This is a genomic window from Paenibacillus sp. LK1 (genome assembly GCF_002750415.1).
Classification (GTDB): Bacteria; Bacillota; Bacilli; order Paenibacillales; family Paenibacillaceae; genus Paenibacillus; species Paenibacillus taichungensis.
The window spans coordinates 115,413-132,679 of the sequence record NZ_PEII01000012.1 but is presented as its reverse complement, the minus strand read 5'-3'; the positions used below and the strand labels follow the sequence as shown (position 1 = coordinate 132,679).

The following is a 17,267-nucleotide window of genomic DNA, read 5'->3' as shown; positions in this document are numbered from 1 at the left end:
CCTCCGCTCTTGATTTACAGTTTCTCGGCTACGCGCAGCTTCGCTGAACGAGCACGGGAGTTTTCGGCCAGTTCCGTTTCCGTTGGAATCAGCGGCTTTCTGTTCACTAAACGCATGGCACCCTTACCGCCGCAAACACACAACGGGAAATCGGGAGGGCATGTACATTTCTCCAGATAACTGCTAAAAATCTGTTTGCAAATTCGGTCCTCAAGTGAGTGAAAAGTAATAACAGATACACGTCCGCCTGGTGCCAAGCACCGAACGGCCTGATGTAACGCTTCTTCGAACGCGCCCAGCTCATCATTAACGGCAATTCGTAATGCCTGAAAACTGCGTTTTGCAGGATGTCCTCCGGTACGACGAGCCGCCGCCGGAATACCTTCCTTGATTAATTCCACCAGTTCGCCAGTAGTCTCAATTGTGGACTGCTTCCTTTTTTCAACAATGACACGAGCAATTCGTCTTGAGAATTTCTCTTCACCATAGCGATACAGAATGCGGGCAATCTCCTCTTCCGGCCATTCGTTAACAATCTCTTTGGCGGTAAGGGATGCGTCCTGATCCATACGCATATCCAACGGAGCGTCGTGATTGTAGCTAAATCCACGTTCTCCTTCGTCGAATTGCGGCGATGATACCCCCAAATCGTACAAAATGCCATCTACCTGCGGCACGCCATCTTTCATCGGTACATCCAGTTCTTTCAGTACCTGTTCGAGATCACGGAAATTGGTTTTCACCAATGTAATCCGATCTCCATATAGAGCCAATTTTTCACGCGCGTTATCCAAAGCCCAATCATCCTGATCCAGTGCGATCAGACGCCCCCCTGGACCGAGCTTGGATGCAATCACGGAGCTATGTCCGCCACCGCCTAAAGTGCAGTCCACGTATATACCGTCCTGCTTGATGTTTAAACCCTCTGTTGCCTCTTCTTTGAGTACGGTTATGTGGTGAAACAACCTGCACCCCTCCTGACTTTATAGATCAAAATTAAAATCGACCAGCTTTTCGGCAATGTCGTTGAATGCTTCTTCGGATTGATTGAAATAACTCTCCCATATGCCTTTGCTCCAAATCTCCACCCGGTTCGACACGCCAAGAACAACGCAATCCTTGTCCAGCTTGGCATACTCTCTAAGATTGCCCGGCAAATTTACCCTGCCCTGTTTGTCCAATTCACATTCGGTGGCACCCGAGAAAAAAAACCGGGTAAACGCACGTGCATCGGATTTCATCAATGGCAGTGCTTTGAGCTTCTGTTCCATGACCCCCCACTCCTCCATGGGGTACACGAAAAGACACTGGTCCAAACCCCGTGTGACAACGAAAGACGGTCCCAGAGATTCGCGGAATTTAGCCGGAATAATAACCCGACCCTTGTCATCAATGCTATGTTGGAACTCCCCCATAAACATTGGCCCACTCACTCCTCACCCGTTTCTCCCACTTTGCCCCACTTTCCACCACCTAAGCATAATAGATTCGCACAAAAAAATCAAAACCCTTCTTACAGGCTTTACTTTTTTTAATTTCGCAACCGCAAAAAAACGTCTTTAATCCTGTCACTCAGGATCAAAGACGTTTCCCGTTTACGGGCAATCGCACGTACACCCGCATATGAGCCATATCATTAATAAACCATTTTAAACCCTTTGAAGCACTTAATCAGCTTGTAATTAATGGATGGCTCTTAGAATTTCCAGCTATCCAGATATTTTTCCTGTTCGGCGGACAAGGAGTCGATAGCAATATTCAAGCTTTCCAGTTTGTAACTGGCAACTTGTTGGTCAATGTCATAAGGTACATTAACAACGGTTTTACCCAGTTCCGCATAGTTCTCGCTCACATAACGCAGACCCAGCGCTTGCAATGCAAACGTTGTATCCATAATCTCGGCAGGGTGTCCATCGGCTGCACCCAGGTTTACGAGACGTCCTTCAGCCAGCAAATACATTTTACGACCATCTTTGAAGCGATATTCTTCAATGTTGCGGCGTACGGTACGAATCGAATCGGAACGTTTAGCAAGTTCAGGTTTGTTTACTTCCACGTCAAAGTGACCTGCATTGCTAAGAATGGCTCCATCCTTCATCACATCGTAATGCTCTCCAGTGATCACATCTTTATTGCCGGTAACAGCGATGAAGAAATCCCCCAATTTTGCAGCTTCCACCATCGTCATGACACGGAATCCGTCCATATGAGCTTCTACGGCCTTTATAGGATCAATTTCAGTTACGATAACATTTGCTCCGAGCCCTTTGGCACGCATTGCTACACCTTTACCACACCAGCCATAACCCGCTACAACTACGTTCTTTCCTGCAACGACCAGATTGGTTGTACGGATGATACCATCGAATGCAGACTGACCTGTACCGTAACGGTTATCAAACAAGTATTTGCAATAAGCGTCATTGACTGCAACCATTGGGAAACGCAATTGTCCTTCTTTCGCCAAAGCTTTCAGACGAATGATGCCCGTTGTCGTTTCCTCTGCTCCACCACGAATGGTGGCAGCTAGATCAGGACGTTCAGAAGCAATAATAGTGGCAAAGTCTCCACCGTCATCAATAATCAGATCAGGTTTCACTTCAAGTGCACGGAGTTGCAGTTCTTTGAACTCAACAGGGTCCGGATTATGTTTGGCATACACAGTAACGCCGTCTTCCACCAGAGCAGCACAAACATCGTCCTGTGTTGACAATGGGTTGCTATGTGTAATCGTCACTTCTGCACCACCAGCTTGAATGACTTTCGCTAGATAAGCCGTTTTGGCCTCAAGGTGAAGGCAAATGGCTACCTTCAAACCTTTAAACGGAAGATCCTGTTCAAATTGGCGACGAATGCGGTTCAACACTGGCATATGTGCTTCTACCCAATCAATTTTCAGATGACCTTCTGAAGCGAGTCCCATATCTTTAACGATACTGTTTTGCAATGCAGGGGTAGTCATTCCTCATCCTCCTCGATTATCTATTCCTTCTATTATAAAAGGTCACTACAACGTGATCACTTGGTGTTGTCCACGGAATTCGTTCTGACTTTCAATCAGTTGTTCAATCCACTCGGTTCCATAACGGTTCAAGTAAAAGAGCACGTTATGCACTCGTTCCTGCGGTTTGTTCATGGGAAAGAGTGAGTTTTGCACCCCGTTCCAGTGCCTTAGACTCACATCGTGTTTATCTTTGATGGCTTTGTGGGTCTGCTGTTGCAGATACTGCATCTGTTCGCTGATCTTGCCTACATTGGTATCTCCAATTCGGTCCAAACCAGGGTGGATCTCTGAAATTTGATCAAGCAATGGACGATATAGATCGGCAAATGCTTGTTGAATGCGCTCGAACTGTTCATCGACCTGGAAGGTCTCCTGTTGCGCCAGCCATTGTTCCCTCTTTTCATCCATATGATATTGAACGTCCTGGAAAGAAAGACCGTACTGCTTCATATGTTTGTGATGAACATCTTCCATAATGGTAAAGGACAGACGTGGAAGCAAAATAGGCATCTGCAGCTCAAACCGGGCAAACGCTTCACGTGTCAATCCCCAGTACGCGATCTCACCTTGACCTAAGATAACAGCCGCTACAGGTAAAATGGAATCTTGCATCAATGGCCGGGTCAATACATTGTTGCTAAACCGCTCGGGATGTTCAGCCAGTTCCTGAAGCAGTCGTTCTTCTGTAAATGAAACCAGACCTTTACGGTCGCCGTACAAGCCGTCTTTCAACATCAGAAGCAACCGCGCCCCTTCATGTATGTAAAACAGATTGGCCCCATCTTCCGCGACTTCAGCTGGCATGGCATATCCGGCTTGTTCCAATGCGGAGGCACCTTGTGCATATGCTTGGCGTAATGTCCCATTTTCACGAATCAAACGTTCAAATACAGGCTGCTCAAGTCTGCGCAAGTCTGGATCTGCAGCATCCATCAGAATAAGTCCACTGCTGCCAAACAACTCTGAGATTAACCGGGCAAACGCATCACTCAAGTTCGAACTCGACTGATGAATCTCCGTAACCAGCTTTATTAATCCTGGTTTGTGCACCGTATCCGGTAAAAGATGCTCCACCTGCTTCAGCACGGTCATCCATTGTTCTGTTTCCACATGGACATAACTCACAGAATCCCTGCCTGCAAACCGCCCTTGTAACTTGATCTTTGTCATGTCACCGTTGGCGTCAGGCAAGTATGTGTGGTTCACTTCATCCCAATCATGGTCTTCACCTGCAATCCAAAAAACGGGAACGACCGGCCGTTGTAGCCTGTTCTCCGCTTCCCGCGCAGCTGCAACCACACTTGCTGCTTTGTAAATTACAAACAACGGACCTGTAAGCAGGCCGCTTTGCTGTCCTCCCGTAACAACCAACGCATCTTGTTCCGCGAGACGTGTGATGGATTCATGAACAGCACCATGATCGTTCACCCGTTTATTATATATACGTAGATACTCTGCCAGACGTTGACGAGGAATACGTGTGTTCTCCGATTGATCTAGCCACTCGGCACGCGTATGAAGCCCCGATTCCCAGCGAATGTCATACTCGTAAAGGCCACGCGCAGCATCCCTTGAACAGACATAGTCTTCTGCAAGTCGATTTCCGCTGCGGAGTGCCTCGGTAATACCTTTCATGAGGTCTGCCTCCTATTCTGCTTCAAAGAGCCTTTCTTGATTGTACCGAATGAGAGCCCTCTTCGTCAAAAGAAAGTGCATCAAAAAATAAAAAACCGCCGAACAAAGTCGGCGGTTTGATATTCATGGATAAGTCCAAATGAAATTTGTACTTTTTATACGTAAGGTTCTGCAACCCAGTGACCTTTGGATACCTCAATCAATTGAGCGTTCTGCAGGTTGTATGGATCACTTGCAGGACCACCAGATCCATTCTTAAGTGCTTGTTCTTCCGGCAGCAAGATGCGACGTTTGCTCGCTTCTACTTCCGGATCAGGTACAGGGATCGCAGACAGCAATGTTTTGGTGTAAGGGTGAATCGGATTAGCATAAAGTTCTTCACTTTCTGCCAACTCGACCACTTTACCCATGTACATTACAGCTACACGGTCACTGATATGTTTAACCATGGACAAATCATGCGCAATGAACAGGTATGTCAAGCCGAGGCGTTGCTGAAGTTCTTCAAGCAAATTAACGACCTGAGCCTGAATGGAAACGTCCAATGCTGACAATGGCTCATCACAGATGATGAATTTAGGATCTACGGCCAATGCACGTGCAATCCCGATCCGTTGTCTTTGACCACCTGAGAATTCATGCGGATAACGGAGTGCGTGGCTAGGATTCAGACCTACAAGATCAAGCAATTCTTCAACACGTCTCTTCCGCTCTGTCCGACTTGATGCCAGACCATGAATATCAAGAGATTCACCGATGATATCCATAACGTTGAAACGTGGGTTCAAGGATGCATAAGGATCCTGGAAAATCATCTGCATATCTTTACGCATTTCTTTCATCTTGCGTGGGGACAGCTTGTAAATATCCGTTCCATTAAAGTTAACATTTCCGCCTGTTGGCTCATAAAGGCGCAGAATTGTACGGCCAGTTGTGGATTTACCACAGCCAGACTCCCCTACAACTCCAAGTGTTTCGCCTTCAAAAATATCAAAGCTAACATCATTAACCGCTTTGAGAATGTTCCCTTTGCCCAAATTGAAGTATTGTTTCAGGTTCTTCACTTGAACCAGCGGCTTGTTGGCACCTTTGATAATACCAACTGGAGTAGGCTTTTCTTTTTTAGGCTCGTCCAAACGAGGAAGAGCATTCAGCAATTTAATCGTGTATGGATGTTGAGGATTACTGAAGATTTCAGCAGTTGTTCCTGTTTCAACAACTTCGCCTTCCTTCATAACGACAACACGGTCACACATTCCTGCAACTACTCCAAGGTCATGCGTGATAAGCATGATCGAAGTTCCAAGCTTTTGCTGCATGTCTTTCATAACATCCAAGATTTGTGCCTGAATCGTTACGTCGAGTGCAGTTGTTGGCTCATCCGCAATCAGAAGGGATGGACGACATGCCAAGGCAATTGCAATCATAGCACGCTGGCGCATACCACCGGAAAATTGGTGTGGATAATGGTTCATACGCGCTTCCGCATTTTTGATGCCTACAAGTTCGAGCATTTCCAATGCGCTTTTTTCAGCTTCTTTTTTGGACATGTTCTGATGCTTGCGCAGTACCTCGGTAATTTGCTTACCAATTTTGATGGTAGGATTCAAAGAAGTCATTGGATCCTGGAAGATCATGCCGATATCTTTACCACGGATGGCTTCCATCTGTTTATCTGTCTTATTCAGCAGGTCCTGCCCGTGAAAAGTAATTTCTCCGCTTTTGACCTTCGAAGGCGGGGAGGGAATCAATTTCATGATGGTTTGGGCAGTAACACTCTTACCACTACCGGATTCACCTACGATCCCCAGCGTCTCTCCTTTGCCAAGTTCAAAACTCACATTTTTAACGGCATCAAACTCACCAGAACGCGTCGTAAATGACACACTCAGGTCTTTGACTGTTAAAATCGGCTCCATAATCCCACCTCCTATTTCTATTTACGTAATTTCGGATCAAGCGCGTCACGCAAGCCGTCACCAAGCAAGTTAAATGCGAGCATTGTCATAACCATCAAACCTGCAGGGAACCACATCCGCCAAGGATACAGCGTCCAGCCTGTAAGTGCATCATTGATCATAGATCCAAGAGAGGATTTAGGTGCAGATACACCCAATCCGAGGAAGCTCAAAAATGCTTCTGCGAAGATGGCATTTGGGATGGACAACGTCAATGTAACGAGAATTGGTCCGACAGCATTTGGCAACAAATGACGGAAGAGTTGACGTCCAGTGCTTGCGCCCATGGAACGAGCAGCAAGGATAAAGTCTCTGTTTTTGAGTTGCATAATCTCACCACGTACAATCCAGGACATACTGATCCATCCTGTAATGGTGAGTGCAATGATAATCGTTGTCAGACTTGGCTCCAATACAACCAGCAACAAGATAACAACGAGCATGTATGGCAGGGAGTACAAGATCTCGGAGAACTTGTTCATGATGCCATCAACACGTCCACCGTAGAAGCCCATAATGGCTCCATAAATTACCCCGATGACAAGGTCAATCAAAGCAGCAGCCAAACCTACAGTAAGAGACACACGTGCACCTACCCAGGTTCTTACCCATACATCACGACCCAGTTCATCTGTTCCGAACCAGTGTTCAGCACTCGGTGCAGCATTGGCATTTAACAAATCATTGGAATAATAATTATAGCTTGAGAACAACGAAGTTGGACCAATCATAGAGAAAATGACAACAAGGACTAGAACAGCCAAACTAATCATAGCGGCCTTGTTGGTTGCAAGTCTGTACATAGCGTCTTTGAATAGCGACACACTCTCTTGCGATTTCAACGCTGCCTGACTATCCAGGCCTGTGTTCGCCGTTTCATTATTGTTGTTATTCGTGCCAGACAACGTTATGCCCCCTTCCGGCTTTCTAGCTTAATTCTAGGATCAATCAACACGTAAGCGATATCCGTCAGGAAACGTGCAAGCATCAAGAGAATACCATAGAAGATTGTAATCCCCATGATCATCGTGTAATCACGATTCGTAATACTCTCTACAAATACTTTACCAATTCCACCAATATTAAAGATTTGCTCAATAACAACGGAACCCGTGATGATATTTGCTGTCATCGGACCAACATAAGTAACGACTGGCAGAATACCGTTCCGTAAAACGTGTTTAAACATGATAGCAGGCCATTTCAAACCTTTGGCTTTGGCTGTCTTGATGTAATCTGCATGCAACACTTCCAACATGCTTGAACGCGTCAAACGTGCGATAAAGGCAATTGGAGATGCTGACAGTGCGGCAACCGGAAGCACATAGTCGAGTGGGCCATCGAAGCCCATAACATTAAACCAGCCGAGTTTGAATGCAAAAACATATTGCACCAGGGATGCGAGCAAGAAACTCGGTACAGCAATCCCGATAACAGCCAGAATCATCGTAATATCATCAATCAATTTGCGATGGTACACTGCGGCAATAAGCCCCAACAAAACCCCCACAACAATTGAGATAATAATCGCAAAGATTCCTAGCTTCAGCGATGCTGTAAACGTTTGAGTGATCATACCCGTTACATCTTGATTCAGGTATTTCATAGAAACCCCGAAATCACCCTGAATGATTCCACCCATGTACTTCAGGTATTGTTCATACATCGGTTTGTCCAAACCATACTTCACTTCCAAAAGTGCCCGGATTTCAGGTGATACTTTTTTCTCGGATGTAAAAGGGTCACCTGGAATGGCCTTCATCAGGAAGAAGGTTGCTGATGCGAGTATGAAAAGCGATAGCAGCATAAATAGCAGTTTTTTCAGCACGTACTTAACCAACCCTTGCACACCTCCACAAAACAATATTTTGTATACAAATCGATTGTAGAATTAGACAAGAATAATGTCCAATCCATTTATCGGAAATTTCAAGAATTATAAGGAAAATCGGTGCACATACAAAAAAATCGGGATATATATGGAATTCCACATATATATCCCGAAGTAATCATATAGACTTCAGAACAACTTATTTCTCTTCCAGATATGCACGAGTGAAGTCAATAGCTCCACTGAAATCAAGTTGTATGCCTTTCAGGTAAGGCTTAGTCAAAGATACGTTAGTGTAGTAATAAATCGGCAATACGCCCATTTCATCTTGAATCAGGATTTTCTCAGCGTCAGCAAAAGCAGCCATACGAGTAGCTGGATCTGCAGATTTTACAGTCTCTTTAACATCTTTGTCATACTGTTCATTGCTGAATTTGGAATCATTGTTTGTGTTTCCAGTAGTCCACATTTCCAAGAAGTTGTACGGATCGTTGTAGTCAGCAGACCAGCCCGCACGAGCGATTTGGAAGTTTTGGTTTTGACGGTTCTCAAGGAATACGCCCCACTCTTGGTTTTCCGTTTTCACGTCAACACCAAGGTTTTTCTTCCACATGTCAGCAACAGCAAGAGCGATTTTCGCATGACCGTCACTAGTATTGTAGATCAAAGTTACTGCTGGCAATGTTGTGTAGCCTTCTTCTTTCATACCTTCAGCAAGCAATTTCTTAGCTTCTTCTACGTTCTCAGTGAAGTAGTCGTCTTTGTGCTCATCACGGAATTCGGCGTTTTCACCGCGGATACCTGGAGGTACAAAGCCGAAAGCTGGAATTTGTCCACCTTGTGTTACTTTGTCAACGATCAATTGACGCTCGATTGACATTGCAAAAGCTTTACGGATTTTAACGTTGTTAAATGGAGCTTCATTAACGTTGAACTGGTAGTAGTAAGTACTTGCAATACCAGTAGCTTTAAACTCGTCCGGCAATTCCGCTTTTACAGAAGGAATTTGGTCGGAAGGAATTTCACCGTTAGGTGCGCCTGTGTAGTCCAATTGTCCAGACTTGTAAGCTTGCAGTTCGGAAGCACTGCTGTTTGTCAGGGACATATTAATTTCAGACAATTTGATGTCAGAAGCTGCATGGTAGCTATCGTTTTTCTTCACAACGATTTTTTGACCTTTAGCGTATTGATCCATTGTGAATGGTCCGTTAACGATCATGTTTTTGTAGTCTGTGAAGAATTTGTCATTCGTGTCAGCAGACTTGTGTACTGGGTAGTACGTGTAGAATGCTGTCAGACCCAAGAAGTAAGGTGTTGGGTTTTCCAACGTTACTTCCAGCGTGTGCTCATCAGTAGCTTTAACACCTACTTGAGAGAAGTCTGTGATTTTAGTACCTTTATATGTTTCGTCTTTGCTCAGGTTGTAACCCTCAGCACCTTTGATGTAATACAGTTGGTAAGCATATGGAGAAGCTGTTTCCGGTTTCAAAGCGCGTTCCCAAGAACGTACAAAGTCTTCGGCAGTGATTGCATCACCGTTGCTCCATTTAGCATCCGGGTTCAGGTTGAAAACATATTTCAAACCATCTTCGGAAATTGTCCAGTCTTTAGCAACACCTGGAGCTTCTTTGCCATCAGGGTCGATACGCACAAGACCTTCATACAAGAATTTCAGTACAGTGTTGGTTTGGCTGTCTTTTGCTTGAGCCGGGTCTAACGTAGGAGGTTCAGCTGACAGGTTAATTTTCAGGACTTGATCTTTAGCAAGACCATTTCCTTCGGTTGCAGAACCAGTATCGGTGTTACCTGTGCCTTCGTTTTTCGATCCGCACGCTGCAAGTACGGTACCGAACGCCAAAATCAGCGTCAAAAGGACTAATAGACTTTTCCTTTTCATCTAACACTTTCCCCCTAAATTGATGTGGTATATGTTTATAGATTATACAACCACCGGTCAAAAAAATCTACATTACTTTTTCAGAAAGTAATGTTTTTTTCAGTTTTCGACAAAATCGACACATTTTTTAGCCCTTTTGCGTTATGTATCCTCACATCTGTTTCATGAAGTATCTAAATAATCCAAATATAGTAAACAAAACATATCCAAAACTCATTATGACAAAAGCCATGCGCCAAACGGCCCGGAACATTCTACCCCCATCGACCTTACCTTTGAGCCGATTTTGCGCCCCTCCGATGAATCCAAGCGCTATTAGTATGAGTATTAATGTTAAATAAAATCCAAAATTCGAATCAAATGTTAAGTTGAATAACGCCGATACAGAGAATATAAGGAATAAGGTTGTAACATCCATTGCCGATCGCAGCGCCACACGCTTATCTTTTTTCCATCCATACATGATCCAATAGACAAGAAAAAACGGAAAGAACGGCAGTATGCTCAGCACAATAAAAAATCCCATTAACTCACTCCTTCCGGTTGCATACCTTCAATCAGATGAAGCAGTACTTCATGCGTTGGAGCAGACAGGCCACACCGACACGCCATGCTTACAATTTGCCCATTAATGGATTGTACCTCCGTTTCTTGTCCATGCAGAACATCTGACAGCATGGAAGATGTATTCGAGGCTGTGGAACGACAGACGGAAAGGATTTGTTCCCACACATCTACATCAAGAAGTATTCCGCTTGCTCTGTATACCGCCAATGCCTCATCATACAACTGACGCATAAACACGATTCGCTCTTCCTTTGTAATTAACTCCCCGTTAGGAATACGCCATATCGCGGTAAGTGGGTTAATGACAGCATTGATTAACAACTTCCTATAAATCAGCTTATCGATTTCATTCGACACTGTACAGCCAAATCCTGCCTGCTGCAAAAGTCCCTGTAAACGAACGGGTTCATTAGAATCCATTGGCGTTAGAGATGAGATACGTACATCTGCACTTTTGCCCAACCAGGTCTCTCCTATACCTGCACGGATGACTCCATCTTGCTGTCGTTTCGCCCCTTCTGTGGTTATGACGCTGTATACATTGGAATGTGGCATATTGGTTTGCACATGTTCCAGATGCCCAACCCCATTTTGGAAACATGCGATGTTGAGCACTTGCGTCTTCAATGAACCAATTTCACGTATAACATCATGTATCGCTGTCTGTTTCACCATTAATAGTAGCCAATCTCCAGGTGAGTGTTTCCATACTCGATTTAACTCCGTAATCGGCTTGGCCTGGGTATGATCAGGTGTAATCTGGATGGTTTTCTCCTGTTCAATGACCTTAAATCCTTCGATACTAAGTTTGTTTGCCTGTTCGGCCGTTCTTGTCCAAAATCGAATCTCGTTGCCTGCGTCCTGAAGCTTACCTCCATACAAAAGACCCAGTGACCCTGAACCTACAACGTCAATGATCATCCTGCACCCCTACCTCTGCTCCAATAGTTGCTTTTATCTATAATAGAACAAAAACAGCAAACAAAAAACCCATCATACCCGCCGTTATGTAACGGAGGTGTGACGGGCCCTAATCTAATGCTGATCATCAGACATCGTTTGCTTTTATTCAATTCGTTCCAGATTCCCGTTGGCATCCATTTTGAATCTCGTTTTGAGTTCCTCTTCTTCTTCTGTCAGAAATGCAAGTCTGCGAGCACGATCCATAATCTGAATCAACGCTTTATAATCGTCGTTTACAACACGATAATCAGTCTGTACTTCATTCACTTCCTTAGACAGACGATCATTCTCGCAACGCAGTTCATGAAGTTCATCCTCTTTTTCACGAAGCTCTTTCTCAAGCATTTTGAGCTGGCGACCGTTTTCCTGTACAGTTCCCTTCCATTGCCGCAAGAATCGTATAACTGCATCGATGGATAGAGAGTCTTCCGAAATACCATCCGCCTTGTACAGATTTTCTTCTGTATCCAGGGTGGACAACGCTGCTACTTGTGGTCCAAGCAAAGCCGGTTGTTTGCGGAGATAACTTCGTTTTTGTCGTTGAGCCTTAGCATTGCTTATAGCAGACTCATATTTCTTACGTACACAGCTGTTCCAGCGAAAACCGCAAGCGGCAGAAGTTCTGCCTATTTTTTCGCCAACCTCTTCAAAAGCAGCCAGTTGTGTACTTCCTTCCCGAATATGACGCAAAGTAACCTCAGCCAAAATCAAATCGTCCTCTGTACTCCAAGCATCCTGTCTCACTGCAGTCATGCTATAATACCCTCCTAACAACATCCTAAAATAACCGTCCCCATAACCGAGTTCCCGGCATGTGAATTAGGTATAAAAGCTGCTTTATTCATTCTTATGCCTCTCATAGAGTTCATAGAATTGATTTCATACTAAAATGTATTTCCACATTTATGAGTACTCATACGTTACATATGCAAAACAAACCATACTTTAACTCTTTTAGGCCAAAAAAAGAATTCGCTTTCATATCCAATTTTGTTTACACCTTTTTCCTTTCCCGGTATAATGTTGTGTAGACAATCTATGATCGTACATAGGAGAGGAGGACTTACCGTGGCGCGCATGTTTCGGGTACTCGGGTTCTTCACGCTAGCGATTGGCCTGATGGCTTTTGCGGGAGACCTGGTCGAAATGGCTTTGCTTTTTTTCCTGCAGACTGCGTTTTTTGTCATTTTGGGATATTTGAAATTTACGGAACGTACGTACATATTGCTCTTCTGGGGCTATATGATCGTGACATTCACAGGGTTCAGCTATTGGACCGTATTCCAAATGGATTTGCCGCTCTAATCCGCCAGCAGCATCAAAGCGATCCGGCTAATGTCGGATTGCTTTTTTGTCGTTTTCAGATTAAATGACTATTCTTTGTGTTATGTAACCACTACGGATATTTCACGTATCTATTTCATATATTGTCTGGAAGAGATAAGCCTGGTCGCATCATATGTGGGTATGGAAAGGAGAATGATGGGTGAAACGTCGATACGGCATTCCCGGCTTCATCGTATGTATTATATTTTTGATTCAGCTACCTTGGACTTATGCCTATGGAGAGCCTTCATCTGAGGAAACACGCGAAATACTGCAACAAAGCCTATCCATCGTCGAAATCGATCATGAAATCGAACGTATTACAGCAAGACAAAAACAGTTGGACGAACAGCGTCAGACGTTATCCATTCAGCTTCAGGAACAGGAAGACCAGATACATACTCAGCAAGACCGAGCGGGCGCAGTTGTAAGATCCTACTATACCGGGGAGCGTGATAGTCTCTTGATGACGGTACTCGGAGCAAGATCCATTAAGGATCTGTTCATTCTATACGATTACTATCAGATTATTATTGGCAGGGATCAGGCTGTTCTGGACAAGTATCAAGATCGATATCGCACGATGCAGCAAACGTCTGCCCAGATTAATCAGACCTCTGCAGAGCTGTCTGAACTCAAAAATAATCTTCAACATCAACGTGAACGGGTACTTGCATTGCAGAAAGAAGTGGACGGAAAAGTAGCTGCCAGCGGGGATGCTGCAGCCATGCTGAAATTGATGGATGAGTTGACCATCTATTGGGAGAACATTGGCATATACGAGGTCAAGCGATATTTTAAAGCTTTGGCATCAGCTATGCAGAACCTGCCACAGTTTATCCAAGAACAAAACGGAGGAATCTCCACTACCGGAACATCGTACACCATTCGAATTGGACAAGATGAGCTGAATACGTTTCTTCGATCACAGAATCCGATTTTTGAAGACTTCGCCTTTCAGTTCGACAAAGATCGAATCACTGCTTCCGGGCAGCGTGATCAGTTGCAATTAAGCATTGAAGGTCATTATACGGTCGAAAATGAACCGCAGAATTCAATTCGATTTCATGTCGATAAACTTGTGTTTAATCAGTTAGAACTACCCGATACCACACGTCGTATGCTGGAACGAGAATTCGATCTCGGATTTTACCCACAGAAAATTCTGTCCTTTGTCAAAGCCACAGAGGTATCCACAAGCGAAGGCATACTTGAAGTAAAGCTCGCCATTTCATTTTGACGAGCTTTGCAAGGCAATAATACTTTTGACATATTGATTAGCCGTAATCTCTCCCGCAAGAAGTTGTTGTATCTTTTTTTGAAAGGCAGAAGTTAGTATAGGACTTTCCGTCAATACGGCCTGTGAAGATTCAGCTGGAAACCAGGATTTTACATCAGTCGTATCATACTTCGTTATTAGTTTCTGTGACTCAAGATCTAGTTCCTGTTGCTTTGCTGGTAAATAGTTAGCCTGTTGGTGCCACTCCGATTGCACGGTAGAGGAAGTCATTCCTTCAATCCAGCGGCTGGCCTCTTCCGCCTCAAGTGAGCCAGCTGCGATAACAAGGCTTCTTGATCTTAGCGGTTCCAACGCACTGAGAGCTATCTTCTCCGATGAGCTCTGATCGCCTGCCACGGCTTTATCTCCACTCAACAAACGAGAAAGCAACGTTACTACCATAGGAGTTCCCGTCTGCTCAACAGAAGAAAAGATCATCGGATTTATGGATTCGGCTGTAATGTGCGACTGAATCTGATCCAACAGCTGTATGATTTGTTGGTATGCCTCCGTCTGCGAAGAAGTTTGCGCTTTCTTAATTTTGTCGGGGGCCATGCCTGGCTCAAACTGATTCAGCCACGCACTTACCGCATGAAGGTCATTTGAATTTATACTTATCAAATCCGTTCCATCTTGTGTTGCTTGTTGTACAAGTTTGATCCATTGCTCCTTATTTTCGGGTAAACCTGCCAAACCGGCTTCGTCTAGGAATGGAGAGCGGGCTGCGAGTACATAAGCGTCAAAATCAAACGGCATCCCCCATTGGTAACCATTCCACTCTGTCATTTCACGTAAGCCAACCACAGTTTCTCCCAAAGACTTGGACAGTGTTGTACCGTTTAACGGATACAGATGTCCTTTTTTGGCATGATATTGAACTTCCGCGCTATCCAGAAGAATAATATCCCCGCTCTCTCCTACCGAGAACTTATTATCAAGCACTCGCTTATATGTAACTGGCTCTAAATTCCGAAGACTGATTTCCACATGTTGAGAAGTTGCTACTTCATTAGCCATCTTTTTAAACGATTTAAAGTCGGTCTCAGACATCGAGACTACAATCTCTAATGGGGCATGTTGGTCTTCACTACGAGATGACGTGTTGGGAAATGCATCTTTTTCCGAATCTCGTTCCTGATTAAGCTGTGAACCTCTAAAATCAAAGCTGGGAGACAGAATCGTTAACGAAAGCAGTAGCACTGCGAACAAAACAACCTGGTGTCCACGCTTCATTAACTTCCCCTCCTTGCTCACCTAATTTTTTCCTGCAACACTCATTGTAACAAATAAGTAGTGCTCTTGTCCTATCCTGCCAAAAAACAGTTTTCCGATATTTTGCATACCTCGAGCATATCGAGTTCTGTGCAATAACTGATTTTTATTTTTTCAGCAAAAAACCGGCCCTAAGAGCCGGTTCAATAGAAACATTTTCCGGGAAATAAACTTCCCGTTACCTTACAATAAATCCGCTGCAAGCTGAGCCAACTTGGAACGTTCTCCTTTTTCCAGCATAATGTGTCCACTGATTCCCTCTTGCTTGAACCGCTCCACAATATACGTCAGACCATTACTTGCTGAGTCCAGATAAGGATGGTCTATTTGCTCAGGGTCACCCATCAAAATAATTTTACTGCCTTCGCCCACCCTTGATACAATAGTCTTCACTTCATGTCGAGACAGGTTCTGCGCTTCATCAATAATGATGAACTGTCCTGGTATAGACCGTCCACGAATATAAGTGAGTGCCTCAACCTGAATACTGCCAAGACCCATCAGAATTTTATCAATGTCGCCTGCTTTTTTGGTATCAAACAAAAATTCCAAGTTATCATAAATCGGCTGCATCCATGGTCTTAGTTTTTCTTCTTTCTCACCAGGGAGATAACCGATATCTTTCCCCATCGGAACAACCGGACGAGCGATCAATAATTTTTTGTACTTATGATCATCCTCCACTTTAAGTAAACCCGCAGCAAGCGCCAACAAAGTTTTTCCTGTACCCGCCTTTCCTGTAATCGTGACAAGTGGAATATCATCATTTAGGAGCAGTTCTAGGGCCATACGCTGTTGCGCGTTACGTGCACTGATGCCCCATACATTATCATTACTAAGGAAAAGTGGTTCCAACTTCGTTCCTTCTGTATTTACTTTGAGTAAAGCCGATTTATTGGTTCCCATCTCATCCTTGAGAATTACAAATTCATTCGGGTAAAGCGAATAAGACAACTGTAACGGTTTGATCGGTAGGAAGCGATATGTGTAAAACTCATCAATGACCGAAGGATGAACCTTCAGGGCAGTATAGCCTGGATATAATTCACTAAGGCCTGCCGTTCGATCTGATAAGTAATCCTGTGTGAAAAGACCGAGTACATCCGCTTTGATACGAACAAGCACATCCTTGCTGACCAGAACCACTTGTCGCTCAACGACCTCTTTCTCATTTTCCTCAATCTGATAATTCAGTGCGACGGCCAAAATCCGATTATCGTTGGATACCTCTCCAAACATTTCCTGTACTTTTACAAAACTACGATGATTCAGTTCCACTTTCAGATAGCCTCCATTAGCTAAAGGGACGCCACTGTGCAGATGTCCCAATTCACGCAACCCATCAAGAAGTCTTGATACATTACGGGCATTACGCCCAATTTCATCGGCATTTCTTTTTTTGGAGTCGATCTCCTCCAGTACAACCGCGGGAATGATTACCTCATGTTCATCAAAGGCAAATATGGCATTGGGGTCATGCAGAAGCACGTTCGTATCCAATACAAAAATCTTTTTCATTCAATCCCCTCCAAAGC

15 protein-coding genes are annotated in these 17,267 nt (G+C 44.3%); 2 read left to right on the top strand and 13 right to left on the bottom strand.

All coding sequences use genetic code 11. The annotated features are described in order from the left end of the window. Window positions 1-14: 14 nt before the first annotated feature. The 11 genes from rsmH to CS562_RS24430 form a co-directional block, all read right to left on the bottom strand. Entirely contained in the window at window positions 15-965 is a 951-nt protein-coding gene (gene rsmH, locus CS562_RS24480; protein WP_099858470.1) for a 16S rRNA (cytosine(1402)-N(4))-methyltransferase RsmH, read from the bottom strand. An 18-nt stretch (window positions 966-983) separates the two neighbouring features. Next, window positions 984-1,421 carry a division/cell wall cluster transcriptional repressor MraZ gene (mraZ, locus tag CS562_RS24475; RefSeq protein ID WP_017687291.1) on the bottom strand — a complete coding sequence of 146 codons (438 nt, stop codon included), beginning with the start codon at window positions 1,419-1,421 and terminating at the stop codon, window positions 984-986. 275 nt (window positions 1,422-1,696) lie between these two features. Next, window positions 1,697-2,962 (bottom strand): adenosylhomocysteinase, encoded by a 1,266-nt coding sequence (locus CS562_RS24470; protein WP_076288121.1) that lies wholly within the window; start codon window positions 2,960-2,962, stop codon window positions 1,697-1,699. A gap of 45 nt (window positions 2,963-3,007) precedes the next feature. Further along, window positions 3,008-4,639: a bacillithiol biosynthesis cysteine-adding enzyme BshC gene (bshC, locus tag CS562_RS24465; protein WP_099858469.1), complete on the bottom strand. Its 1,632-nt coding sequence runs from the start codon at window positions 4,637-4,639 to the stop codon at window positions 3,008-3,010. Window positions 4,640-4,794: 155 nt separating this feature from the next. Then, window positions 4,795-6,558: an ABC transporter ATP-binding protein gene (locus CS562_RS24460; RefSeq protein ID WP_099858468.1), complete on the bottom strand. Its 1,764-nt coding sequence runs from the start codon at window positions 6,556-6,558 to the stop codon at window positions 4,795-4,797. 17 nt (window positions 6,559-6,575) lie between these two features. Further along, entirely contained in the window at window positions 6,576-7,457 is an 882-nt protein-coding gene (locus CS562_RS24455; protein WP_371121656.1) for an ABC transporter permease, read from the bottom strand. A 47-nt stretch (window positions 7,458-7,504) separates the two neighbouring features. Continuing rightward, on the bottom strand, window positions 7,505-8,437 hold the full coding sequence (locus CS562_RS24450; RefSeq protein ID WP_076288118.1) for an ABC transporter permease: 933 nt from the start codon (window positions 8,435-8,437) through the stop codon (window positions 7,505-7,507). Between the two features lie 190 nt (window positions 8,438-8,627). After that, the gene (locus CS562_RS24445; RefSeq protein WP_076288117.1) at window positions 8,628-10,325 is read right to left on the bottom strand and encodes a peptide ABC transporter substrate-binding protein; all 1,698 of its coding nucleotides are present in this window, start codon (window positions 10,323-10,325) and stop codon (window positions 8,628-8,630) included. A gap of 151 nt (window positions 10,326-10,476) precedes the next feature. Continuing rightward, window positions 10,477-10,851: a DUF3397 domain-containing protein gene (locus CS562_RS24440; protein ID WP_076288116.1), complete on the bottom strand. Its 375-nt coding sequence runs from the start codon at window positions 10,849-10,851 to the stop codon at window positions 10,477-10,479. Then, complete coding sequence (locus CS562_RS24435) at window positions 10,851-11,813, bottom strand: ketopantoate reductase family protein (protein WP_099858467.1); 963 nt, start codon at window positions 11,811-11,813, stop codon at window positions 10,851-10,853. Before CS562_RS24435 ends, CS562_RS24440 begins: the two co-directional genes overlap by 1 nt. 144 nt (window positions 11,814-11,957) lie before the next feature. Further along, the gene (locus CS562_RS24430; protein WP_063567002.1) at window positions 11,958-12,608 is read right to left on the bottom strand and encodes an RsfA family transcriptional regulator; all 651 of its coding nucleotides are present in this window, start codon (window positions 12,606-12,608) and stop codon (window positions 11,958-11,960) included. Window positions 12,609-12,923: 315 nt separating this feature from the next. On the opposite strand from CS562_RS24430, the gene CS562_RS24425 reads away from it, so the two are divergent. Together CS562_RS24425 and CS562_RS24420 are read left to right on the top strand one after the other, a co-directional pair. Then, window positions 12,924-13,160 (top strand): DUF2626 domain-containing protein, encoded by a 237-nt coding sequence (locus CS562_RS24425; protein ID WP_053781237.1) that lies wholly within the window; start codon window positions 12,924-12,926, stop codon window positions 13,158-13,160. A gap of 181 nt (window positions 13,161-13,341) precedes the next feature. After that, window positions 13,342-14,421, top strand: coding sequence for a coiled-coil domain-containing protein (locus CS562_RS24420; RefSeq protein WP_099858466.1), 1,080 nt, complete (start codon window positions 13,342-13,344; stop codon window positions 14,419-14,421). Here CS562_RS24420 and CS562_RS24415 read toward each other — a convergent pair. Both CS562_RS24415 and CS562_RS24410 read right to left on the bottom strand, forming a co-directional pair. Further along, on the bottom strand, window positions 14,413-15,693 hold the full coding sequence (locus tag CS562_RS24415) for an ABC transporter substrate-binding protein (RefSeq protein WP_099858465.1): 1,281 nt from the start codon (window positions 15,691-15,693) through the stop codon (window positions 14,413-14,415). The genes CS562_RS24420 and CS562_RS24415 overlap by 9 nt on opposite strands. Before the next feature lie 222 nt (window positions 15,694-15,915). After that, window positions 15,916-17,250: a PhoH family protein gene (locus CS562_RS24410; protein ID WP_076288113.1), complete on the bottom strand. Its 1,335-nt coding sequence runs from the start codon at window positions 17,248-17,250 to the stop codon at window positions 15,916-15,918. Window positions 17,251-17,267 lie beyond the last annotated feature (17 nt).